The organism is Streptomyces sp. NPDC047049 (assembly GCF_040643995.1).
Lineage (GTDB): Bacteria > Actinomycetota > Actinomycetes > Streptomycetales > Streptomycetaceae > Streptomyces > Streptomyces mooreae.
Map to the genome: position 1 here is coordinate 28306 of NZ_JBEYVM010000032.1, position 21348 is coordinate 49653.

18 protein-coding genes and 1 pseudogene are annotated in these 21348 nt (G+C 71.6%); 14 read left to right on the forward strand and 5 right to left on the reverse strand.

Annotated features, from left to right (window positions below; translation table 11 throughout):
* The first annotated feature begins 21 nt into the window (after positions 1-21).
* Entirely contained in the window at positions 22-750 is a 729-nt protein-coding gene (locus tag ABZ851_RS36125; RefSeq protein WP_361136768.1) for a TetR/AcrR family transcriptional regulator, read from the forward strand.
* Between the two features lie 209 nt (positions 751-959).
* On the opposite strand, the pseudogene ABZ851_RS36130 reads toward ABZ851_RS36125, so the two are convergent.
* From ABZ851_RS36130 to ABZ851_RS36140, 3 genes and pseudogenes are all read right to left on the reverse strand, one after another.
* A pseudogene (locus tag ABZ851_RS36130) lies at positions 960-1592 on the reverse strand (DUF5753 domain-containing protein); the annotation flags it as partial.
* A gap of 88 nt (positions 1593-1680) precedes the next feature.
* Complete coding sequence (locus ABZ851_RS36135; RefSeq protein ID WP_361136770.1) at positions 1681-2532, reverse strand: helix-turn-helix transcriptional regulator; 852 nt, start codon at positions 2530-2532, stop codon at positions 1681-1683.
* A 10-nt stretch (positions 2533-2542) separates the two neighbouring features.
* A complete protein-coding gene (locus tag ABZ851_RS36140) occupies positions 2543-3301 on the reverse strand; it encodes a DUF6879 family protein (RefSeq protein WP_361136798.1) in 759 nt (252 codons plus the stop codon).
* 958 nt (positions 3302-4259) lie between these two features.
* Between ABZ851_RS36140 and ABZ851_RS36145 the strand changes: the two genes are divergently transcribed.
* Positions 4260-4667, forward strand: a complete 408-nt coding sequence (locus ABZ851_RS36145; RefSeq protein WP_361136772.1) for a hypothetical protein — start codon at positions 4260-4262, stop codon at positions 4665-4667.
* A 34-nt stretch (positions 4668-4701) separates the two neighbouring features.
* Here ABZ851_RS36145 and ABZ851_RS36150 read toward each other — a convergent pair whose 3' ends face one another.
* Together ABZ851_RS36150 and ABZ851_RS36155 are read right to left on the reverse strand one after the other, a co-directional pair.
* Positions 4702-5325, reverse strand: coding sequence for a GPP34 family phosphoprotein (locus ABZ851_RS36150; protein WP_361136774.1), 624 nt, complete (start codon positions 5323-5325; stop codon positions 4702-4704).
* A gap of 150 nt (positions 5326-5475) precedes the next feature.
* On the reverse strand, positions 5476-6360 hold the full coding sequence (locus ABZ851_RS36155; protein WP_361136776.1) for a LysR family transcriptional regulator: 885 nt from the start codon (positions 6358-6360) through the stop codon (positions 5476-5478).
* Positions 6361-6540: 180 nt separating this feature from the next.
* On the opposite strand from ABZ851_RS36155, the gene ABZ851_RS36160 reads away from it, so the two are divergent.
* The 12 genes from ABZ851_RS36160 to ABZ851_RS36215 all read left to right on the forward strand — a co-directional run bounded on the left by ABZ851_RS36160 (position 6541) and on the right by ABZ851_RS36215 (position 21138).
* Positions 6541-7425 (forward strand): EamA family transporter, encoded by an 885-nt coding sequence (locus ABZ851_RS36160; protein ID WP_361136800.1) that lies wholly within the window; start codon positions 6541-6543, stop codon positions 7423-7425.
* Positions 7426-7691: 266 nt separating this feature from the next.
* Positions 7692-8270 carry a Uma2 family endonuclease gene (locus tag ABZ851_RS36165; RefSeq protein ID WP_361136778.1) on the forward strand — a complete coding sequence of 193 codons (579 nt, stop codon included), beginning with the start codon at positions 7692-7694 and terminating at the stop codon, positions 8268-8270.
* A 185-nt stretch (positions 8271-8455) separates the two neighbouring features.
* Positions 8456-9358 (forward strand): DUF3626 domain-containing protein, encoded by a 903-nt coding sequence (locus tag ABZ851_RS36170; protein WP_361136780.1) that lies wholly within the window; start codon positions 8456-8458, stop codon positions 9356-9358.
* 90 nt (positions 9359-9448) lie between these two features.
* On the forward strand, positions 9449-10129 hold the full coding sequence (locus tag ABZ851_RS36175) for a DUF5701 family protein (RefSeq protein ID WP_361136782.1): 681 nt from the start codon (positions 9449-9451) through the stop codon (positions 10127-10129).
* 369 nt (positions 10130-10498) lie between these two features.
* Positions 10499-11374, forward strand: a complete 876-nt coding sequence (locus ABZ851_RS36180; RefSeq protein WP_361136784.1) for a TIGR03084 family metal-binding protein — start codon at positions 10499-10501, stop codon at positions 11372-11374.
* Between the two features lie 119 nt (positions 11375-11493).
* The gene (locus ABZ851_RS36185; protein ID WP_361136802.1) at positions 11494-13179 is read left to right on the forward strand and encodes an acyclic terpene utilization AtuA family protein; all 1686 of its coding nucleotides are present in this window, start codon (positions 11494-11496) and stop codon (positions 13177-13179) included.
* Positions 13176-14774 carry a carboxyl transferase domain-containing protein gene (locus ABZ851_RS36190; RefSeq protein WP_361136786.1) on the forward strand — a complete coding sequence of 533 codons (1599 nt, stop codon included), beginning with the start codon at positions 13176-13178 and terminating at the stop codon, positions 14772-14774. Before ABZ851_RS36185 ends, ABZ851_RS36190 begins: the two co-directional genes overlap by 4 nt.
* A 7-nt stretch (positions 14775-14781) precedes the next feature.
* Positions 14782-16761 (forward strand): biotin carboxylase N-terminal domain-containing protein, encoded by a 1980-nt coding sequence (locus tag ABZ851_RS36195; RefSeq protein ID WP_361136788.1) that lies wholly within the window; start codon positions 14782-14784, stop codon positions 16759-16761.
* 79 nt (positions 16762-16840) lie between these two features.
* Positions 16841-18016 (forward strand): acyl-CoA dehydrogenase family protein, encoded by a 1176-nt coding sequence (locus ABZ851_RS36200; RefSeq protein WP_361136790.1) that lies wholly within the window; start codon positions 16841-16843, stop codon positions 18014-18016.
* A 112-nt stretch (positions 18017-18128) separates the two neighbouring features.
* Positions 18129-19754 (forward strand): 4-coumarate--CoA ligase family protein, encoded by a 1626-nt coding sequence (locus ABZ851_RS36205; protein WP_361136792.1) that lies wholly within the window; start codon positions 18129-18131, stop codon positions 19752-19754.
* Complete coding sequence (locus tag ABZ851_RS36210) at positions 19751-20521, forward strand: enoyl-CoA hydratase family protein (RefSeq protein ID WP_361136794.1); 771 nt, start codon at positions 19751-19753, stop codon at positions 20519-20521. Before ABZ851_RS36205 ends, ABZ851_RS36210 begins: the two co-directional genes overlap by 4 nt.
* Positions 20509-21138, forward strand: a complete 630-nt coding sequence (locus ABZ851_RS36215; RefSeq protein WP_361136796.1) for a TetR/AcrR family transcriptional regulator — start codon at positions 20509-20511, stop codon at positions 21136-21138. The genes ABZ851_RS36210 and ABZ851_RS36215 overlap by 13 nt, the downstream gene beginning before the upstream one ends.
* Positions 21139-21348: the final 210 nt, after the last annotated feature.

Consider the following 21348-nt stretch of genomic DNA (forward strand, 5'->3'; position numbering starts at 1 on the left):
CACAAGGTTAGAATGAGCACCATGGCAGACGAGAAAAACGGCCCTGAGCTGCTGGTATGGAGCCGGGAGCCGCGGGCCCCCAGGCGGCCGGCGATGACGATCGGGCGGATCGTCGAGGTCTCACTGGCCCTCGCGGACACCGAAGGCTTGGAAGCGCTGTCCATGCGGCGGGTCGCGACCGCGCTCGGCTCCGGCACCACCTCGCTCTACCGCTATGTGGCGAGCCGGGACGAGCTGCTGGAGCTGATGATCGACGCGGCCCAGGGCGAGGACGTGCCGCCGCCGCTCTCCGGTGACTGGCGCGCCGACCTGCGGGCGGCCGCCTGCCGGCACCGCGCCGTCCTGCTGCGGCACCCCTGGCTGAGCGGGGTGATGTCCACCCGCCCGGCGCTCGGCCCCAACATGCTGCGCCAGATCGACACCGCCCTGGGCGCCGCCTCCGCCCTGACCGACGACATCTCACTGGCCTCGAATGCCGTCGACGTCGTCATGCAGTACGTCTTCGGCGCGGTCTCCCGTGAACTCGCCGAACAGGAGGCGCAGCGCCGCACCGGCCAGACCGAGGAACAGTGGCGGAACAGCGTCGGCACCTACGTCCAGGAGGTCATCGCCGCCGGCCACCACCCCCAGTTCGCCCGCCGCGTCCTGGAGGTCCGGGACCACACCTTCCAGGAAATCTTCGACTTCGGCCTCGACTCCCTCCTCGACGGCATCACCATCCGGGCGAACGGCCCCGACGCGCGGCCCTGACCCAGCCAGGGTGTGGCGCCCCCGCCTCCCCTACGGGAAGTCGTCCGCCGACGTCAGGGGTGTCCAGAACCCCACCACCTGACCTCAAGACGGGCGACTCGGCGGTCCGCTGAGGCGGTCGCCGAACCCCCGGCGGGCACGAGCACACGCAAACGATGGAAGTGCTCCGGACCAGCTCTTGGTCGGGGCGCTTGCCGTCGATCGAGGCCTCAGCGCAATGCCTCAAGCGCCTTCAAAATGAGCGCCCGCGCCTCTGCGCCATACACGGCCATGTTGCCCAGTTGCTCGAACACCTTGAGGTACAGGGCGATTTCGGAGGACTGGGTGATCCTCACGTTCGCCGACACCAGCTCGACCGAGACGAGACCGTCGTCGTAAACGTGAAACGTCTCCTGCGGCAGCTGGGCCCGCTCGCGTGCCGTCGGGATGACCCCGAGCGAGACGGACGACAGGCTGTCGGCCGTAAGCAGATAGTCCAGCTGGTCAGCCATCGCCTGGGTGTTTCCGAACCGGTGGTACAGCACCGCTTCTTCGACGAGCAGAACGAATCGGCGTCCCGGCTCATGGATGATGCGAGAGCGCTCGACGCGGTCCCTCGCGGCCTCCGCGCTGTCGTCGAAGGGAAGATTTTCCTGCAATTCTGCGACGACTGCGCGCAGCACTGCGGCCGCGTACCCCTCGGTCTGCAACAGGCCGGGGACGAGGGTGGAGGAATAGATGCGGAACAGCCGGGTCTCTTCGAATAACTGGACCAAACTTTTCTGGAGAGGCGCCAGCCCGTCGCGTACCTGATGGCGCCACTCGGTGTACGTCGACTTGGAGTTCGGTGACTGCGGCATTACGCGCATCCTTACGTATCCATTAGTTGGCGTCATTGGGGAACAGTGGGGCCGACAGGCGTCTTCCGTGAGCACTCTGAATGGCGGGGAGTCAGTTTGCATTGAGGGCTCGGCGGGCCCCGTGTATGACGTTCTGCGCCTTGGTGCCGTAGACCGCAGATCTCTGAAGTGAGTCCCATACCTTCATGTACGTGGCGATGGTCTGGGCGTCGTCCAGCCACAGTTCCGCGTGCCAGTCCTCAACGATCGCGATCCGTTCATCCAGTACCCAAAAGCCGTTTGCCGGCGGGATTCTCAGCGGGGCATTGAACGGCACAATCCCCAGTTCGACAGTGTCCAGGCCAATAACGCCCGCGAGACGGTCGAGTTGAGCGGCGAGCACCGAGGGCGGACACACCAGAGCGTGTAGGACGGCTTCCCACATGATGATCCGGTATTTCTTCCCCGCCTTGTAAAGGCCTTCTTGTCTTTGCAGGCGTGCTCGAACCGCCTCCTCGGTATCGCGGGGAGACTCGTGCAGGTTGGCGTAGCGTGTGAAGATGTGTCGCGCGTAGTCGGCTGTCTGAAGTTGTCCCACGATCATGGCCCCTTGCCATGCATGAAAGACCGAAGTTCGCAGGTGTTCCGCGTTGTGGGTGTCCTGTACAGCTCTGTGGCCCGAGGCGAGTTGACGGCGCCATGAGCGCACCTGGGATTCCAGGGCGGCCAACCGGGAGGTCAATTCCCCGGCAGCTTCCGGTTGGCTGGTGGCCTCTGCCCAGGCTTGCAGGTCATCGGCGGTGGCGGTCTGCCGCCCGTTCTCCAGTTTGCTGATCTTGGAGTGTGGCCAGTGCAGCCGTTCGGCAAGTTGGGCTCCGGTGAGCCGACCTTTGGGGCATGAGAGACGCAGTTCCCTGAGTCGGTCACCCAGGGCTTCGCGCGCCTGCTGGAAGTCAGTACTCACCGGGCCATTGTCACCGTTGTGCTGTGACTGCCGATTCCGCGAACTGCTGGTACGGGATGGCGTAGTGCCAGGCGGCGTCACGTGCCTGGGCATAGCGGTTGACGGCGGCCGGTTCGGTGATCAGCTCGACGTCGACCAGGTTGTCCGAGTCGTCGAAGTTGAGCAGAGCGACGAGCCGGGAGTCGAAGATCCAGAAGTCTTCTTCCGGCAGCTGGAGTTGCTTGGCGTCGGCACGGGAGAGGTTGCGAATGTCTTCGCCGACGGCGCTGTTCCGCTTCGCGTTGTCGAGCAGGTAGAGCTGCCCGTCCGTCGGAGGGTTGTCGACGATGCGGACTCGCTCGAAACGCTTCCCGAGCGCGGACTGCTCCCGCCGCTTGTCGCACCATTCCGTGTCGACGCCCTCCCACACCACGGCCTCGCCACGGGTGAACTGGGCGTAAGTTTCGGTGTTTTCGTCGCTCGCATAGCGACGCCGAGTCTCCAACCGCCACGCCGTGTGCTTGAAGGTGGTGAAGAGTCGACCGAATTCGGCCAGGTCGATGATGCGTGGCACGCGGGTGGCCTCCTTCGGGCCGAAGTCAACCAGCAACGTACGTGGTAAGACGATCGCCGTCTCGCCCTCGGACAGGTGTTGGAGCTGCGTGATGTCGGCCTGGTCGGTGAGCGGCGGGCCGTGCACGATGATCTCACCCGTGTCCAGATCCTCATGGACGGAAGGGCATCCGTCGCCGCCGCTTCCGGTGCCGTTGAAGCGCAGTCGCCTCATGATCGTGTCCCTTCGTTCGGACTGACTCGTCCAGCATTCAGGGGCTCGAAGCCCGGCGGTACAGGGTGCTCCCGGCTGCGTAAGAAGAATAGAGAAAGCCCGCGCACGGCATGCGAAACTTCGAGAAACTTTCCTGGCGGCGCCAGCTGGCTTCTCCCTAACGTCCCGTCCATGACCACACAGGACAGGCGGCACTGGACTGGCACCTCCGAGGCGGCCCAACTCCTACCAGGTGCGTCGGCCACCGGCGGGATCATCCTGCCGACGCGTCGAGGCAACGACGTGGCGTCCGAGCTGCCGCTCGCGGATCTGACACGTCCCCAGGTGCATCGCCGCTGTCCCGAGTGCGCTGACCTTCAGCGCGGCCGGAAGCAGGCCGCAGCCGCCCGGGACGTCAGCAGGGTTCAACGTCCTCATCGCCCGCCACCGCGCGCGGCACCAGCCGAAGCCGTGAAGCGGCGGGAGAGCTGCAAGCCGTACCGCTTACGGGGGCGAACCCGTCATGGATCCGGGCGGCTCGTAGCTGACGCGATCGCTGGAGCGGCTGCTCGGCGGGCCGGCGTTCCGTCGGGCCCGCGGCGAACTGTGAAGACTCCCGCCCCGGCCGCCATTCCCTGGCAGGACACGGCCGGAGCGGGTGGGCCCACGAGGGGCCCTCGCAAGGGCACGACGGCGCGCGGACCGACCGCGCGGCGACTTCGCACCCGAGGAGAGCACCATGCGATACCGCCTCGATCCGGTCAAGTACGGCGGCGATGAGGACGACAACCAGGGCGGCAACCCCAACGGGGGCTGCGGCGACGGCGAAGGCTGCGGCCGTCAGTAGCCCCGTGGCCGGGCGGCCCTCGTCCCGTAACCGGGGTGTGGGTCGCCCGTTCGGACCAGCGCAGACAAGACCAGCGCAGACGCGACCAGTGCAGGCAAGACCAGTGCACGTAAGGCGTTCGCAGTAGGGAGAGAGATGCCCGGACCCCACCACCACGCCTATGTCTGGCTCGGCAGCGGCGATGTGCTCGTGAAGCCGGGTGACGCTCACCGGCGCCCCAGCCATCCGGAGTTCCGTTCCGCTCAGGTGATGCCGCTGGAGTGCGCGAACTGGCTGCTGAAGCCGGCCTCCCGGATCGAGGCGACGTTCGACGAGCCGAAGGAGGGGGCCAGCTGGTATGCGGATCAACTCGCCCGGTACGCCGGGCTTTTCGTCGGCTCGTACCCGGAGGGCTTGTCGCACGAGGAGACCGTGCGGGCGCTGTCGGCCGGTGAGGACCGGGTCGGCGGGTGGTGGGTGACCGGCGGCCGTTTTCTCTCGCTCAACCTGATCGCGTGCAGTCCGCATCGGGTGCGTAGGGATTATGAGTGTCCGGGGCTGTAGGCCGGCTGACCGGCTGCGGGCGTTCGTGCGGTCGTCATCCGCCCGGCCCCCGCCAGATGTTGCTGAAGGCCTCGTCGTCGATGGCTCGTCGCTGGCGTTCGAATTCCAGCTCGTTCACGGCGTCGGTGACGGTGGCGAGCACGGTCTCCACCGCGGTGTCGGCCACGTTCACAGGTTCCTCTTCCGCCGTCCGCTCGCCGCGGATTCCGAGGGCCGCCGCGAGGTCGGCGAGGACGGGTTCGCCCGCGGTCCAGCGGCTCGCTGCCCCGCGGCGTGCGGGCGTGTCGGCCAGGGTCATCCCGCCGCCGGAACGGAAGGGGATCCAGCGGTTGCGGGGCTGCCGGGTGAGCTCTCCTTCCGCCTCGAAGGCGGTCAGGTAGGCCGTGGACAGGCCGCGGCCTCGGCGCCACAGCCAGTCGTCGACCGACTCGTACGGCGGTTGCTGGTCGAGTGACGATGCGGCCTCGTCCATGAGGCGGTCGGCCACGGCCGGCCGGTAGCCCGGGACGATGCGGTCGCCGTCCAGGCTGACGGCCTGCGCCTCCAGGAGGTCGATCAGCTCGGCGCCCGCGAGCGCGAGCGACAGATTGCCGCGCTCCAGAGGGCGACTGGATTCCGAGTCCAGGGCGACGAACAACAGGTCCCGCGGTGTGGTCATGAAGGGCTCCACGTCAGGGCATCGGGAGCGTGGGTCGGTCTTTCCGCCAGCCGGTGAGCGTTCCTCCTGCTCCTACGAGCTTATGGAGCGAAGGCGGTGGCTGCATCCCACGATGATCCGGGATGCGGGCCGCAGAGGCCAGGCGTCGTCTCAGCCGGTGCTCGGTGCCGTGCCGCCCGTCCTCCTCCCCATGACCTCGTGGGCCAGTCTGACCAGGTCCGGGATCCGCGGATGCCCCGGGCCGTCGCGCCAGGCGATGACCACCGGGACGGCCGGGGCGTCGGTCAGCGGGACGTACGCCATGGACGGGTGGGGGTGCATTTCGGCGGTGGCGGAGGTGGTGACGCCCACGGCGCGGCCGCCGGTGATGGCGGCCAGCCAGTCGTCGGTGTTGCCGATGGTGATCGTGGAGGCGGGGCGGGCCCCTGCGGGCCACAGGTCGAGGGTGGTGGTGCCGGAGACGGTGTTGAGGGCGATGGTGCGGTCGGTCAGCTCGGTGAGGGAGAGGGCGGTGTGGTGGGCCAGCGGGTCGTCGGCGGGGAGCCCGGCGACCCTGGGCTCGGTGGTGAGCTGGTCGGTGATCAGGCCGGGGGCGCGGACCTCGCCGCGCAGCAGGGCCGCGTCCACATCGCCGCGGGCGAGACCGGCCGTGCGGTCGTCGATGCGGAGGAGTTCGAGCGGGGTCGCCGGGTGCTCCTCGTGCCAGCGGCGCAGCAGCACGGTGGTGTCCGTACCGGCGGCCGACCAGGCGTGGCCCAGGCGCAGCGGCCAGGCGGTGTGCGGTGCGTGGCCGAGGGCCCGGTCGAAGGCGGTGACCGCGATCGCGGCCTGGTCGCGGAAGGAGAGGCCGTCGGGGGTGAGCGCGAGGTGGTGGGTGGTGCGGTCGACGAGGCGGAGGCCCAGTTCCGCTTCCAGCTGGCGCAGGGTGCGGGAGACGGCTGGCTGGGTCAGGTGCAGGCGCTCGGCGGCACGGGTGATGCTCAGGGTGTCGGCGATGGCGAGAAAGCAGCGGAAATGACGCAGCTCGATGCTCATGCGTGGGGAGCATAACAACAGGGGAAAAGGCATTTCACGGTCCGGAAGAAGGCCCCGTAGCGTGGTGGCGTGAACGCATCGTCCGAGAGCCCCGATGGCCGTATCCCCGCCGCTCCCGTCCACACCGTCTCCGCCGGCGACGACGGGGGGATTTTGCACCCCGTGCCGCCCTCGCCCGAGGTGCTGACGGCGGAGGCCCAGGCCGGGGCCGCCGGGGCGTCGGGTACGCGCGGGCGGCTCGTGTCGGTGGCGCTGGTCATCGGCGGGATCGTCTCGCTGCAGTTCGGCTCGTCGGTGGCGGTGCTGCTCTTCCCGCGGGCCGGTGCGCTGGGCGTGGTCACCCTGCGGCTGGTCGTCGCCTCGCTGGTGCTGCTGGTCGTCTGCCGTCCCAAGGTGCGCGGCCACTCGCGGGGCGACTGGGCCACGGTGCTCGCCTTCGGCGTCGCACTGGCCGGGATGAACTCGCTCTTCTACCAGGCGATCGACCGCATCCCGCTGGGAGCCGCGGTGACCCTGGAGTTCCTTGGGCCGCTGATCCTGTCGGTGGCGACCTCACGCCGGATGCTCAGCCTGGTGTGGGCGGCGCTGGCGCTCGGTGGCGTGGTGCTGCTGGGGCGCGAGGGTTTCGACGGACTCAACCTCACCGGCGCGGCGTGCGCGCTGGCGGCCGGTGGCCTGTGGGCCGCCTACATCCTGCTGTCCGCCCGTACGGGGCAGCGCTTCCCGCAGGCGGACGGGCTGGCGCTGGCGATGACCGTCGCGGCGCTGCTCAGCCTGCCGTTCGGCATCGCCGGCGCGGGCGCCGCCCTGCTGAACCCGGTCACGCTGGGGCTGGGCGCCGCCGTCGCCCTGATGTCGTCCGTCATGCCCTACACCCTGGAACTCCTCGCCCTGCGCAAGCTCCCGGCCTCCGGCTTCGCCGTGATGATGAGCCTGGAGCCGGCCGCCGCGGCCACCGCCGGGTTCCTCGTCCTGCACCAGGCGCTGGGCTGGGCCGAGGTGCTGGCGATCGGGCTGGTCGTGGTCGCGAGTGTGGGGGCGGTACGGAGCGCGGCGGCGCACTGAGTGCGGGGACCGACTCGCGCTGAGCGGCGGGCGAGCTCGCACTCAGCTCGGGCCGTGCGCCGCGCCACTTCCTGATCGGGTGTGGGGCGGTGCCTGTACTCCCCGGCCGGTCCGCAAAAGCGGTGGGACGAAACAGCCGGACCGGCAGAGTTCAGGGACACCTGCACCAAGGTCAGGTGCAAGACCTGACGCCTCTCGCCTGCCTGCGGGGGCGACATCCGCCCCTCAGCCGGGCCACACTGGCCTTAGCCAAGGAGGTGAGAGGAATGAGCGTTGCAGCCGCCGACCACCAGGGCCCCTGGACCCTTGACGATGTCCTGGCCCTGCCCGAGGACACCCGTTCCCGCATCGAGCTCGTCGGAGGCAGCCTGGTGATGAGCCCCAGCCCCGGCGTCCCCCACCAGCGGGCCTCCCGCCGCCTGGCCGCCCTCCTGGAAGCGGCCGCCGACGCCGCGGGCGCCCCCGTGGAGATCCTGGAGGCCATCAACCTCGTCGTGCCCGACGGCCTGCTGATCCCCGACATCGCCGTCTGTGACGCTGCTGCCGCAGCCGACGCCGGCCTCACCGTGCCCGCGCACGACGTGCTCCTCGTCGTGGAAATCGCCTCGCCCTCCACCCGGGTCACCGACCGCAAAATGAAGCCGGCTCTCTACGCCGCGGCGGGTATCGCCCACTACTGGCGCTTGGAGCTGGAGCCCGCACCGCGCCTCTACCTCGGCGAGCTGGAGAACGGCGGCTACCTCGACCGCCTCGTTCAGGCCGCGGAGACGACCGCCGTCGAACGTCCCTTCCCGATCGACATCGACCCCGGTGTCCTCGCTCACCGCCGTGCGCCTGAGCAGTAGGGGGCACGGCGGTGTAGGCGGCTCGACGACCTGGGCGGACCACTGGACTGCCGCCACCGGATTTCCCCGCTCGGGGTGACCGGCTCCGGAGCGGTTCCCTCCGTGACAGCCCGTCAAGCGCCTCCGCTCAGCCCAGGCGCGGAACCCTGTGTACGCGGGCCGGTCAGCTCGGGGACACTCCGGGCATGAGCTTCGACGCCATCCGGACACCGCAGGAGCGGGCTCTTGGCCATGTGGCCGGGCTGGCGGCCGGTCCGCCGCTGGATCCGATGCTGCGGGTGACCCTCAACTTCCATCCGGACCGTCTGACGCGCGGCAAGCCGATCCTTGACTCCCTGGCCGAGTGCGGTGCCTATGTCTCACAGTTCGTCACCCAAACGAGCAACGGCGGCCTGACCGCCTACCCCGGTGGGGACCGGTGGCGGTGGGAGAGCCGGATCTTCAACGGCGCCTACGACAATGCCGCTGCCGGTGAGCGGCCCGTCTATGGGGCGTTGAACTTCGGCCGGAATCCCGTCGGCGCCGCGCCGCGCTTCGGCTCCTCCCACTTCCGGCTCACCGCCCGGACGCTGGAGCGGACGACGTTCTGCTATCCGGACAGCTGCCTGGAGCCCTCGGACTTCGGTACCGCGGAGCGCATGGGGCTCATCGAGCTGGCCCTGACCGGCCATCGGGACGCCCTCGACGACTGCATCGAAGCGCAGGTGCACGGACCGGTGCGGCTCGATCGCGACGTCGAGGCCCTGGTCCTGGACCGCTGCTACCGGGGCACGGCCGTCGAGGACGCTGCCGGCCGTCTTCCGTGCCCTGTGGAATGGCACCCCGGCTTCCGGCTCACGGTCGAGGAGCTTCGCCGGCATCCCGCCTACCGGGGCCAGGAGTTCATCGAACTGGGCGCGCAGATCGCCGTCGGTGACGTGCTCGATCCGCGCCTCGTGGGAGACGCCGCCAGAAGCGGTCGTCATGACCCGCAGGCGGTCAAGAAGGTGTGGCACTACCTGGCGCGGTTCGGAGCACCTTGGCAGGTGACCGGCGAGGCGGAGCACCGGGAGCGGGAAGAGGAGGCTCCGCTCGGTGGCGTGCGCTGACCGCTTATCGAGCGCACCAGAGGCGGGAACGTTCCGGCGGGGTCGTTTCGTTGGTCCCGGGTCCGTCCTCGCTGCTTTCCTAGGAGCATCGTGCACGAATCTACGCCCGTTTCCTCCACCACTCTCCCCGTGTTCCCGGCCCTGAGCGCACAGGCCGAGCGACTGATCGAGCTGGGGGTGCACGAGTTGGCAGGGCTGTCCACCGCCGGTCTTCGGGCCTTCGCCCAGGCCGCTGAATGCCGTGCGGGCGACGGGGATGCCCTGCTCGCCGTCCACCCGGATCAGGCCCCTGCCTCTGCCCTCGCGCCGTTGCTCCGCCGTGACGGCAAGCCGGGCTTCGTCGTCAGTGACATGCCCGACGTCGACCTCTTTGCCTCGCTCGACACGATCGCGCTGCCTGATGCCCCGCTCTACCTCCTCACCGGCCTCGACCGCGGCGACCAGATGGCCAACTGGAGTCCGGACGAGGCGTTGCCCGCCCTCACGGCGAAGGCCCGCACCCCGTTGCTGCTCACCGAGGGCATCCACTGGGTGCTGCAGCAGCCCGCGGTCCTGGAGCGCAACCACTGCTTCATGACCATCGGGTCCCGGCTGCGCAAAGCCAACGGCGCGCTGGACTCCCGCACGCCGGCCCTCTGGATCAGTAATGGCACGGGGCGGGACGGCCGCGAGCGGCGCAATGCCCCCAAGGTGGGCTGGTGCTGGGCGGGCAACCGGCACACCTGGCTCGGCTTCGCCTCCGCAGCGGGCCGCCGGGGCCGGGACCTGTAAAGCCGCCGGGCCCAGGACCCGTGAGCCGCCGGGTCCAGGACCTGTGAGGAGTCGTGATCAGGCGGGGTGAATGCTGCGGAGCCGGATGGCCGGTCCGTGCAGCTGAAGCCCCGCCAGGCAGCCGGCCGGTGTCTTGTCGTGGCGGGTGGCCAGGCCACGCCATGCGCCGTGGCTCGAAGGCATCGATGGATCAGAAAATCATGCAGGCGTGCTTGATTGTTTCTGTCGGCGCTGCCACGCTCGGAGCGCACCGCACCCGCACCACACCACACCCGCACCACCGACGGGCCGCCGCCCTGTGCCGCGGCCGTCGTCGCATGCCAACACGCCCTGCCGTTACGGCAGTCGCGTCGATGAGGGGAGTGTCGCGTGTCCGATCCCGGCGCCGTACTGGCCGATCTCAGGGCGGAGAGTGAGGAGTTGGACGCGCTGGTCGCCGGGCTGCCGGCGGAGCGCTGGGCGGCTTCGACCCCCGCCGAGGGGTGGACCGTCGCCCATCAGATCGCCCATCTCGCCTGGACCGACCGGCAGGCCCTGCTCTCGGCCACCGACCCGGAGGGGTTCGCGCGGGCCGCGCGGGAGGCGCTGGCCTCGCCGCTGACCTTTGTCGACGAGGCTGCCGAGGAGGGGGCGAAGGTGCCGCCCGACGCCTTGCTGGCCGGCTGGCGCGACGGTCGCGAAGAGCTGCTGCGGGCGCTCGCCGCCCGTCCGGCGGGCGAGAAGCTGCCCTGGTACGGCCCGCCGATGAGCGTCGCCTCGATGGCCACCGCCCGGCTGATGGAGACCTGGGCGCACGGCCAGGACGTGGCCGACGCGCTGGGGGCCGGCCGCCGGCCCACCGCCCGGCTGCGGCATATCGCCCGGATCGGGGTCCGGACCCGTGACTTCGCCTATGCGACGCATCAACTCACGCCGCCCGACGAGGAGTTCCGGGTCGAGCTGCGGGGGCCGGACGGCGCGGTGTGGGAGTACGGCCCCGCGGACGCCGGGCAGCGGGTGACCGGGGACGCGCTGGAGTTCTGTCTGCTGGTGACCCAGCGGGCGCACCGCGCCGACCTGCCGTCCCTGCGGGCCGAAGGGGCGGACGCGGAACGGTGGCTGGGGATCGCCCAGGCCTTCGCGGGCCCGCCGGGCAAGGGCCGGGAGCCGTCCGGGGAGGTCAACCAGGACCCGTCCGGGAAGGGCGGCCAAGACCCGTCCGGGCAGGCCAGCCGGGAGCCGTCCGGGAAGGGCGGCACCCCGTGAGCGACGCCACCCCCACACACGGCACGCCCCCCACGGCAAACACCCCGCCCCCCACGGCAAACACCCCGCCCCCGGCGTCGCCCCCCTCCCCCCTCGGCGCCGACCCCGCCACCCTCCGTATCGGCAACGCCTCCGGCTTCTACGGCGACCGCTTCGATGCGCTGCGCGAGATGCTGACCGGCGGCCCCCTGGACGTCCTGACCGGCGACTACCTCGCCGAGCTGACCATGCTGATCCTCGGCCGGGACCGTCTGAAGGACCCCGCGCGCGGCTACGCCAAGACCTTCCTGCGGCAGTTGGAGGACGGGCTCGGGCTGGCCGTCGAGCGCGGGGTGCGGATCGTCGCCAACGCGGGCGGGCTGAATCCGGCCGGACTCGCCGACGCCGTACGGGAGTTGGCGGACAAGGTCGGGGTGTCCGTCAGCGTGGCGCATGTGGAGGGCGATGATCTGCTGGCGCGCGGGGGGTGGGGCGAAGGGGTGCTGACCGCCAACGCCTACCTGGGCGGCGGAGGGATCGCGGCGTGTCTGCGGGCCGGTGCGGAGGTGGTGGTGACCGGGCGGGTCACCGATGCCGCGCTGGTCAGCGGCGCGGCCCAGGCACACTTCGGCTGGCGGCCCGGGGACTGGGACCAGCTGGCCGGGGCGGTGGCCGCCGGGCACGTCCTCGAATGCGGCGCCCAGGCCACCGGCGGCAACTACTCCTTCTTCGGCGCCCATGACCTGCTGCGGCCCGGCTTCCCGCTGGCCGAGATCGCCGCCGACGGCAGCGCGGTGATCACCAAGCACCCGGGGACCGGCGGCGCGGTCACCACCGGCACGGTCACCGCCCAACTGCTGTACGAGACGTCCGGCGCCCGCTACGCCGGACCCGATGTGACGGCGCGGCTGGACACCGTGCGGCTGGTGGAGGAGGGGCCGGACCGGGTCCGGATCAGCGGGGTGCGCGGCGAGGCGCCGCCGCCGGCCCTCAAGACCGGGCTGACCCGCCTCGGCGGCTGGCGCAACGAGGTCACCTTCGTCCTGACCGGGCTGGACGTGACGGCCAAGGCCGTGCTGGTCCGCCGGCAGATGGAGGCGGCCTTCGACGCGGCGGGCAACCGGCCGGCCGAGGTGCGCTGGACGCTGGCCCGCACCGACCACGCGGACGCCGAGGTCCAGGAGGAGGCGAGCGCACTGCTGCGACTGGTGGTGCGGGACGCCGACCAGGACGCGGTGGGACGGGTGGTCAGCGGCGCCGCGGTCGAGCTGGCGCTGGCCAGCTACCCCGGCTTCCATGTCACCGCGCCACCCGGCAGGGGAACCCCGTACGGGGTCTTCGAGGCGGTGGCGGTGGACGCGGCCGGGGTACCGCAGGTGGCCGTACTGGCGGACGGCACCCGGGTCGCCATCCCACCCGCGTCCGCCACCTCCGCTACCCAGGAGGTGGAAAGACTGCCCGATCCGGAGCTTCCCGAGCCGCTGCCCGCCGGGGCCACCCGGCGCGCGCCCCTCGGCCTGGTCGCCGGTGCCCGCAGCGGCGACAAGGGCGGCTCGGCGAACGTCGGGGTGTGGGCCCGTACCGACCGGGCCTGGCGCTGGCTGGCACACGAGCTGACCGTCGAGCGCTTCCGGCAGTTGCTGCCGGAGACCGCCGAGCTGCCGGTCGACCGGCACGTACTGCCGAATCTGCGCGCGCTCAACTTCGTCGTCGACGGGCTGCTCGGCGAGGGCGTCGCGGCCCAGGCCCGGTTCGACCCGCAGGCCAAGGCCGTGGGGGAGTGGCTGCGCGCGCGACACATGGACATACCGGAGGTGTTGTTGTGACCGTGCTCGCAACCGGGCTCGACACGGCGGGCGCCGAGTACGCGGAGCGCCGGGAGACGATGCTCGCGAAGCTCGCCGAGGTCGAGGCCGAACACGCCAAGGCGACCGCGGGCGGCGGGGAGAAGTACGTCGCCCGGCACCGGGGGCGCGGCAAGCTGCTCGCCCGGGAGCGGATCGAGCTGCTGCTCGACCCCGATACCCCGTTCCTGGAGCTGTCGCCGCTCGCGGCCTGGGGCAGCGACTATCAGGTGGGCGCCTCGCTGGTCACCGGCATCGGCACCGTCGCCGGTGTGGAGTGCCTGATCACCGCCAACGACCCGACGGTGCGCGGCGGCGCCAGCAACCCCTGGTCGCTGAAGAAGGCGCTGCGGGCCAATGAGATCGCCTTCGCCAACCGGCTGCCGGTGATCTCGCTGGTCGAATCCGGCGGCGCCGATCTGCCCAGCCAGAAGGAGATCTTCATCCCGGGCGGGGCGCTGTTCCGCGACCTCACCCGGCTGTCGGCGGCCGGCCTCCCCACCGTCGCCGTGGTCTTCGGCAACTCCACCGCGGGCGGCGCCTACGTCCCCGGCATGTCCGACCACGTGATCATGGTCAAGGAGCGGGCGAAGGTGTTCCTCGGCGGGCCGCCGCTGGTGAAGATGGCGACCGGCGAGGAGAGCGACGACGAGTCGCTGGGCGGCGCCGAGATGCACGCCCGCACCTCCGGGCTCGCGGACTACTTCGCGGTGGACGAGCCGGACGCGCTGCGCCAGGCCCGGCGGGTGGTCGCCCGCCTCAACTGGCGTAAACCACAGCCCGATCCGGGGCCCGCGGCGCCCCCCGCGTACGACGAGGAAGAGCTGCTGGGCATCGTCCCCGGTGACCTCAAGGCGCCCTTCGACCCCCGCGAGGTCATCGCCCGGATCGTCGACGGCTCGGACTTCGACGAGTTCAAACCGCTCTACGGGCCGAGCCTGGCGACCGGCTGGGCCGAGCTGCACGGCTACCCGGTCGGCATCCTCGCCAACGCCCAGGGCGTGCTCTTCAGCGCGGAGTCCCAGAAGGCCGCCCAGTTCATCCAGCTGGCCAACCAGCGCGACATCCCCCTCCTCTTCCTCCACAACACCACCGGCTACATGGTCGGCAAGGAGTACGAGCAGGGCGGCATCATCAAACACGGCGCCATGATGATCAACGCGGTGTCGAACTCGAAGGTCCCGCACCTGTCCGTCCTCATGGGCGCCTCGTACGGCGCCGGCCACTACGGCATGTGCGGCCGCGCCTTCGACCCCCGTTTCCTGTTCGCCTGGCCGAGCGCCAAATCCGCCGTCATGGGACCGCAGCAACTGGCCGGGGTGCTCTCGATCGTCGCCCGCGCCTCGGCCGCGGCCAAGGGACAGCCCTACGACGACGAGGCGGACGCCGGGCTGCGCGCCATGGTCGAGCAGCAGATCGAGTCGGAGTCGCTGCCGATGTTCCTGTCGGGGCGGCTCTACGACGACGGTGTCATCGACCCGCGCGACACCCGGACCGTCCTCGGCCTGTGTCTGTCCGCCCTCCACAACGCGCCGGTCGAGGGCGCGCGGGGCGGCTTCGGCGTCTTCCGGATGTGAGGCAGAAGTGATCCGTTCCCTCCTTGTCGCCAACCGCGGCGAAATAGCCCGGCGGGTCTTCCGCACCTGCCGTGAACTGGGCGTCTCCACCGTCGCCGTGCACTCGGACGCGGACGCGGACGCCCCGCACGTCCGCGAGGCGGACACCGCCGTACGGCTCCCGGGCGACGCCCCGGCCGACACCTATCTGCGCGGCGACCTGCTGGTGCGGGCCGCGCGGTCCGCGGGCGCCGACGCGGTCCACCCCGGCTACGGCTTCCTCTCCGAGAACGCCGCCTTCGCCGCCGCGGTGACCGAAGCGGGCCTGGCCTGGATCGGCCCGCCGCCCGCCGCCATCGAGGCCATGGCGTCCAAGACGCGGGCCAAGGAGCTGATGGCCGGGGCCGGGGTGCCGCTGCTCGCCCCCCTCGACCCCGCGGCGGCCACCGAGGCCGATCTGCCGCTGCTGGTGAAGGCGGCGGCGGGCGGCGGCGGCCGCGGAATGCGTCTGGTCACCGAACTCGCCGTATTGGACGAGGAGTTGACGGCAGCGAAGGCCGAAGCGGCGTCCGCGTTCGGCGACGGGGAGGTGTTCGTCGAGCCCTACGTGGTGGGCGGCCGCCATGTCGAGGTGCAGATCCTCGCCGACGCGCACGGAACCGTCTGGACGCTCGGCACCCGCGACTGCTCCCTCCAGCGCCGCCACCAGAAGGTCATCGAGGAGGCCCCGGCCCCCGCACTCTCCGACGCACTGCGCACCACCCTCCATCAAGCGGCGGAACAGGCCGCCCACGCCATCGGCTACCGGGGCGCCGGCACCGTGGAGTTCCTGGTCTCGGCGGACGGACGTGCGTACTTCCTGGAGATGAACACCCGCCTCCAGGTCGAACACCCGGTCACCGAGGCCGTCCACGGCCTCGACCTCGTCGCCCTCCAGCTGAGCATCGCCGAGGGCCACCCCCTCGACGCCGAACCGCCGCGTCCGCACGGCCACGCCGTCGAGGCGCGGCTGTACGCGGAGGACCCGGCGGCCGGCTGGCAGCCGCAGACCGGCACCCTGCACCGCCTGGAACTGCCCGACGGCGTCCGCCTGGACTCCGGGGTGACCGACGGCGACACCATCGGCGTCCACTACGACCCGATGCTCGCCAAGGTCATCGCCTGGGCACCCACCCGGGACGCGGCCGTACGGAAACTCGCCGGCGCCCTGGAGCGGGCCCGTATCCACGGCCCGGTCACCAACCGCGACCTGCTCGTACGCTCCCTGCGCCACCCGGAGTTCACCGACCCCGCGGCGCTGGACACCGGCTTCTACGACCGCAACCTCCCCGCACTGACCGAGCCCGCCGACGCCGGGGCCGGCCTCTTCGCCCTCGCCGCGGCCCTCGCCGACGCCCACGGCCGCTCCCGCTTCGGGGGCTTCCGCAACGTCCCCTCCGGACCGCAGACCAAGACCTACGCCTGCGCGGGCACCGGCACCGCCACCTCCGGCACCGCCACCGGCACCGCGTACGAGATCCGCTACCGGCTGGGCCGCGACGGGCTGTCGGCCGAGGACTTCCCCGGCGTCCGGCTGCTCGCCCTGGGGCCGGACGAGGTGGTGCTCGAAGCCGACGGCCTGCGGCGGCCGTTCACGGTCGCCCGCTACGGCGACCGGGTCCACGTCGACGCGCCCCCCGCCCCCGGCGCGCCCACCGCCGCGCCCGCCTCCTGCGCCTTCACCGCCCTGCCCCGCTTCCCCGACCCCACGGCCCGTACGGAGCCCGGCTCGCTGCTGGCGCCGATGCCCGGCACGGTCGTACGGATCGCGGAAGGCCTCACCGAGGGCGACCGCGTCGAGACGGGCCAACCCCTGCTCTGGCTGGAGGCGATGAAGATGGAACACAAGATCACCGCTCCGGCCCCCGGCACCCTCACCGCACTGCCCGTCCGCACCGGACAACAGGTCGAGGTGGGGGCGCTGCTGGCGGTCGTGGCCGAGGCGTCCGAGATGACCGCGACGGGCTGACCCACCGCACCGCACCGCCCCCCCCGCACCTCCCCGCACCTCCCCCTTTCCCCTCACCCGCCGCACACAAGGAGCCGCCATGAGCACCGCCATGAGCAACCCTGTGATCGAGACCGAGGAACAGCGTGCCCTGCGCGACGCCGTCGCCGCGCTCGGCAAGCGCTACGGCCGCGACTACGTCACCCGCGTCGTGGCCGAGGGCACGCACACCGACGAACTGTGGGCCGAGGCCGCCAAGCTGGGCTACCTCGGCGTCAACCTCCCCGAGGAGTACGGCGGGGGAGGCGGCGGCATCGTCGAACTCTCCCTCGTCCTGGAGGAGCTGGGGGCGGCAGGCTGTCCGCTGCTGATGCTGGTCGTCTCGCCCGCCATCTGCGGCACGGTCATCGCCCGGTCCGGCACCGAGGAACAGAAGCGGACCTGGCTGCCCGGCCTCGCCGACGGCTCCCGCAAGATGGCCTTCGGCATCACCGAGCCGGACGCCGGCTCCAACTCGCACCGCATCACGACCACCGCACGCAGGGAAGGGACGGACTGGGTCCTCAACGGCCGCAAGGTCTTCATCTCGGGCGTCGACATCGCCGACGCGACCCTGATCGTCGGCCGTACCGAGGACGCCCGCACCGGCCGCCTCAAGCCCTGCCTGTTCATCGTGCCGCGCGAGACCCCCGGCTTCCGCCGCAGCCCGATCGCGATGGAACTCGCCGCCCCGGAGAAGCAGTTCGAACTGACCCTGGACGAGGTCCGGCTGCCCGCCGAGGCGCTGGTCGGCGACGAGGACGCCGGACTCCTCCAGCTCTTCGCGGGGCTCAACCCGGAGCGGATCATGACCGCCGCCTTCGCCCTGGGAATGGGCCGCTACGCCCTCGGCCGGGCCCTCGACTACGCCCGTACCCGCCAGGTGTGGAAGGAGCCCATCGGCGCCCACCAGGCCCTCGCCCACCCCCTCGCCCAGGCCCATATCGAGCTGGAACTCGCCCGGTTGATGATGCAGAAGGCGGCCCACCTCTACGACGCGGGCGACGACATGGGCGCGGGCGAGGCCGCCAACATGGCCAAGTACGCGGCGGCCGAGGCCGCCGTCCACGCCGTCGACCAGGCCGTCCACACCCTCGGCGGCAACGGCCTCACCCAGGAGTACGGCCTCGCCTCCCTGATCACCGCCGCCCGGGTGGCACGAATCGCCCCGGTCAGCCGAGAAATGATCCTCAACTACATCTCACACCAGTCACTGGGCCTGCCCAAGTCGTACTGAGTGCGCCATGCTGCTCCCCGTGCCGGCCGGCCGACAGCTGTAGACCGGCCGACCGGGCGGATTCGTCGCCTCCCCGCCCCGCCGTACCCACCCTTGAGGGAAAGGCCCCGGCATGGTGTCCCACGCGTCCCGCACGTCCCACACTGCCCCCGCATCCCACGTCTTCCGCAGCGAGTACGCCGACGTCGCGCCCGTGGAGCTGCCGATCCACGAGGCCGTCCTCGGGCGGGCGGTGGAGTACGGCGACCGGCCCGCCCTGATCGACGGGCTCGACGGCACCACCCTCGGCTACGACCGGCTGGACCACTTCAGCCGCCGGCTCGCGGCCGCCCTTGCCGCTGCCGGGGTCCGCAAGGGCGAGGTGCTGGCCCTGCACAGCCCGAACAGCGTGCTCTTCCCCGTCGTCTTCTACGCCGCCTCGCGCTGCGGGGCGGCGGTCACCACCGTTCATCCGCTGGCCACCGAGGGCGAGTTCGCCAAGCAGCTGGGCGACTCCGGGGCCCGCTGGATCGTGACCGTAGCGGCGCTGCTGGACACCGCGCGCGCCGCCGCACAGCAGGCCGGCGGGATCGCCGAGATCCTGGTCTGCGACCGGGCCGAGGGCCACCGCTCCGTCCAGGACCTCGTCGCCTGCACCGACCCGGAACCGTCCGTCACCCTCGACCCGGCCGACGACCTGGCCGTCCTGCCCTACTCCTCCGGCACCACGGGCACCCCCAAGGGCGTGATGCTCACCCACCGCAGCATCGCCACCAACCTCGCCCAGCTCACCCCGCTGGTCTCCAGCGGCCCGGACGACCGGGTGCTGGCGGTGCTGCCCTTCTTCCACATCTACGGGCTGACCGCCCTGATGAACGCACCCCTGCGCAACGGCGCCACCGTCGTGGTGCTGCCCCGCTTCGACCTGCGGCAGTTCCTCGCCGCGATCGAGAAACACCGCATCACGGCCGTCTACGTCGCGCCCCCGATCGTCCTCGCCCTCGCCAAACACCCGCTGGTCGCCGACTACGACCTGACCTCCCTGCGCTACCTCGTCTCCGCCGCCGCGCCCCTGGACGCCGAGCTGGCGGCGGCCTGCTCCCGGCGGCTCGGTCTGCCGCCGGTCCTGCAGGCGTACGGCATGACCGAGTTGTCGCCGGGCACGCACTGCGTCCCCCTCGACGCGCCGAACCCGCCGCCCGGCGCCGTCGGCAAGCTGATCCCCAACACCGAGATGCGCCTGGTGTCCCTGGCGACCGGCGAGGACGTGCCGCCGGGGGAGAGCGGCGAGATCCTGATCCGCGGCCCGCAGGTGATGAAGGGCTATCTGGGACGGCCCGCCGAAACCGACGCGATGATCGACCCCGAGGGCTGGCTGCACACCGGCGACGTCGGGCGGGCGGACGACGACGGCTGGCTGTATGTCGTCGACCGCGTCAAGGAGTTGATCAAATACAAGGGCTACCAGGTCGCCCCCGCCGATCTCGAAGCGCTGCTGCTCGGGCATGACGCCATCGCCGACGCGGCGGTCATCGGCGTCGTGGACGCGGACGGCAACGAGGTGCCCAAGGCGTTCGTGGTCCGGCAGCGGGGGGCCAGCCTGAGCGAGGACGAGGTCATCGCGTACGTTGCCGATCAGGTCGCCCCCTACAAGAAAGTGCGCCGCGTGGAATTCCTGGAGAGCGTGCCGCGCGCCACCACCGGAAAGATCCTGCGGCGCGAACTGCGCGCCAGGGAAAGGAGCTCGACGCCCCGATGACCGACGCACCCGCCACGACCCTGGTCCCGCGCTCCCACGAGCACGGCATCACCACCCTCACCCTGGACTCCCCGCACAACCGCAACGCGCTCTCCACCCGCCTGGTCGCCGAACTCGGCCAGGCCCTCGCCGACGCCGCCGCCGACGACGCCACCCGCGCCGTCGTGCTCACCCACACCGGCGGCACGTTCTGCGCCGGCGCGGACCTCTCCGAGGCCACCTCGGGCTCGGCGAAGGACGGGCCGCTCGGCCTGGCCCGGCTGCTGCGCAGCATCGTGGCGCTGCCCAAACCGGTGGTCGCCCGGGTCACCGGACACGTCCGGGCCGGGGGCCTGGGCCTGCTCGGCGCCTGTGACATCTCCGCGGCGGGCCCGGACACCACCTTCGCGTTCACCGAGGCCCGCCTCGGCCTCGCCCCCGCCGTCATCTCCCTGCCGCTGCTGCCGCGCCTGGACCCGCGCGCCGCGGGCCGCTACTACCTGACCGGCGAGAAGTTCGGCGCGGCGGAGGCGGCCAGGATCGGCCTGGTCACCCTCGCGGCCGACGATGTCGACACCGGCCTCGCGCCCGTACTGGACGGGCTGCGCAAGGGCTCACCACAGGGCCTGGCCGAGTCGAAGAAGCTGGTCACCGCCGAGGTGCTGGCCGCCTTCGACCGCGACACCGAAGCGCTCGCCGAACAGTCCGCGCGGCTCTTCGGCTCCGCCGAGGCCCGCGAGGGCATGACCGCCTTCCTGGAACGGCGGGCCCCGGCATGGGCGCGGTGACCCCGGCCCGCGGCCCCAAACAGCCCCAGCAGGAACGCAGCCGCGCCACCCGCCTCAAACTGCTGGAGGCCGCCGTCTCCTGCCTCGCCGAGCGCGGCTGGAGCGGCAGCACGGTCTCCGTGGTCGCCGAGCGCGCCGGCGTCTCGCGGGGTGCGGCGCAGCACCACTTCCGCACCCGCGAAGACCTCTTCACGGCGGCCGTCGAACACGTCGCCGAGAAGCGGCAGGGCGCGGTCAAGGCCGTCGCCCGCAATCTGCCGCCGGCCGGCTCCGTGGCCCGCACCTGGATCATCGTCGAGGAGCTGGTCGGCCTCTACACGGGCCCGCTGTTCCGCGCCGCGCTCCACCTGTGGGTCGCCGCCTCCGACGAGGAGCAGCTACGCGACCGGGTCACCGCCCTGGAGGCCAAGGTCGGCCGCGAGGCGCACCGCACGGCGGTGGCCCTGCTCGACGCCGACGAGGCGGTGCCCGGCGTCCGGGAAACCGTCCAGGGCCTGCTCGACATGGCCCGCGGCCTGGGCCTCGCGAATCTCCTCACGGACGACACGGCCCGTCGTGACCGGGTGGTCGAGCAATGGGCCAAGCTGATCGACGCGGAGCTGTCGGGTTCTCCGTAGGGGGTGCCGGTCCGCTGCGCTTTGCCTGCGCCGTTTTTGGCTTTCCCGCCGTGGCGCCTGCGCCTGGCGGCGGGCGGGTCCGCTGCGCGGGGCGGGTCCGCTGCGCGGGGCTGTTGGGGTGCGGTGACGGGCCTGCGCGGGTGGGGTGCCGGACTGCTTCGCTTTACGTCCGGCACCCCACCCGCTCCGGCCCGTCCCCTCCCGTGGGGG

Excerpts from the sequence above, each read along its gene's own strand:
- ABZ851_RS36145 (WP_361136772.1), top strand. The coding sequence starts at position 4,260 with ATGCCCGGACCCCACCACCACGCCTATGTCTGGCTCGGCAGCGGCGAT.
- ABZ851_RS36125 (WP_361136768.1), top strand. The coding sequence starts at position 22 with ATGGCAGACGAGAAAAACGGCCCTGAGCTGCTGGTATGGAGCCGGGAG.
- ABZ851_RS36150 (WP_361136774.1), bottom strand. The coding sequence starts at position 5,325 with ATGACCACACCGCGGGACCTGTTGTTCGTCGCCCTGGACTCGGAATCC.
- ABZ851_RS36215 (WP_361136796.1), top strand. The coding sequence starts at position 20,509 with ATGGGCGCGGTGACCCCGGCCCGCGGCCCCAAACAGCCCCAGCAGGAA.
- ABZ851_RS36170 (WP_361136780.1), top strand. The coding sequence starts at position 8,456 with ATGAGCTTCGACGCCATCCGGACACCGCAGGAGCGGGCTCTTGGCCAT.
- ABZ851_RS36165 (WP_361136778.1), top strand. The coding sequence starts at position 7,692 with ATGAGCGTTGCAGCCGCCGACCACCAGGGCCCCTGGACCCTTGACGAT.
- ABZ851_RS36210 (WP_361136794.1), top strand. The coding sequence starts at position 19,751 with ATGACCGACGCACCCGCCACGACCCTGGTCCCGCGCTCCCACGAGCAC.
- ABZ851_RS36200 (WP_361136790.1), top strand. The coding sequence starts at position 16,841 with ATGAGCACCGCCATGAGCAACCCTGTGATCGAGACCGAGGAACAGCGT.
- ABZ851_RS36155 (WP_361136776.1), bottom strand. The coding sequence starts at position 6,360 with ATGAGCATCGAGCTGCGTCATTTCCGCTGCTTTCTCGCCATCGCCGAC.
- ABZ851_RS36205 (WP_361136792.1), top strand. The coding sequence starts at position 18,129 with ATGGTGTCCCACGCGTCCCGCACGTCCCACACTGCCCCCGCATCCCAC.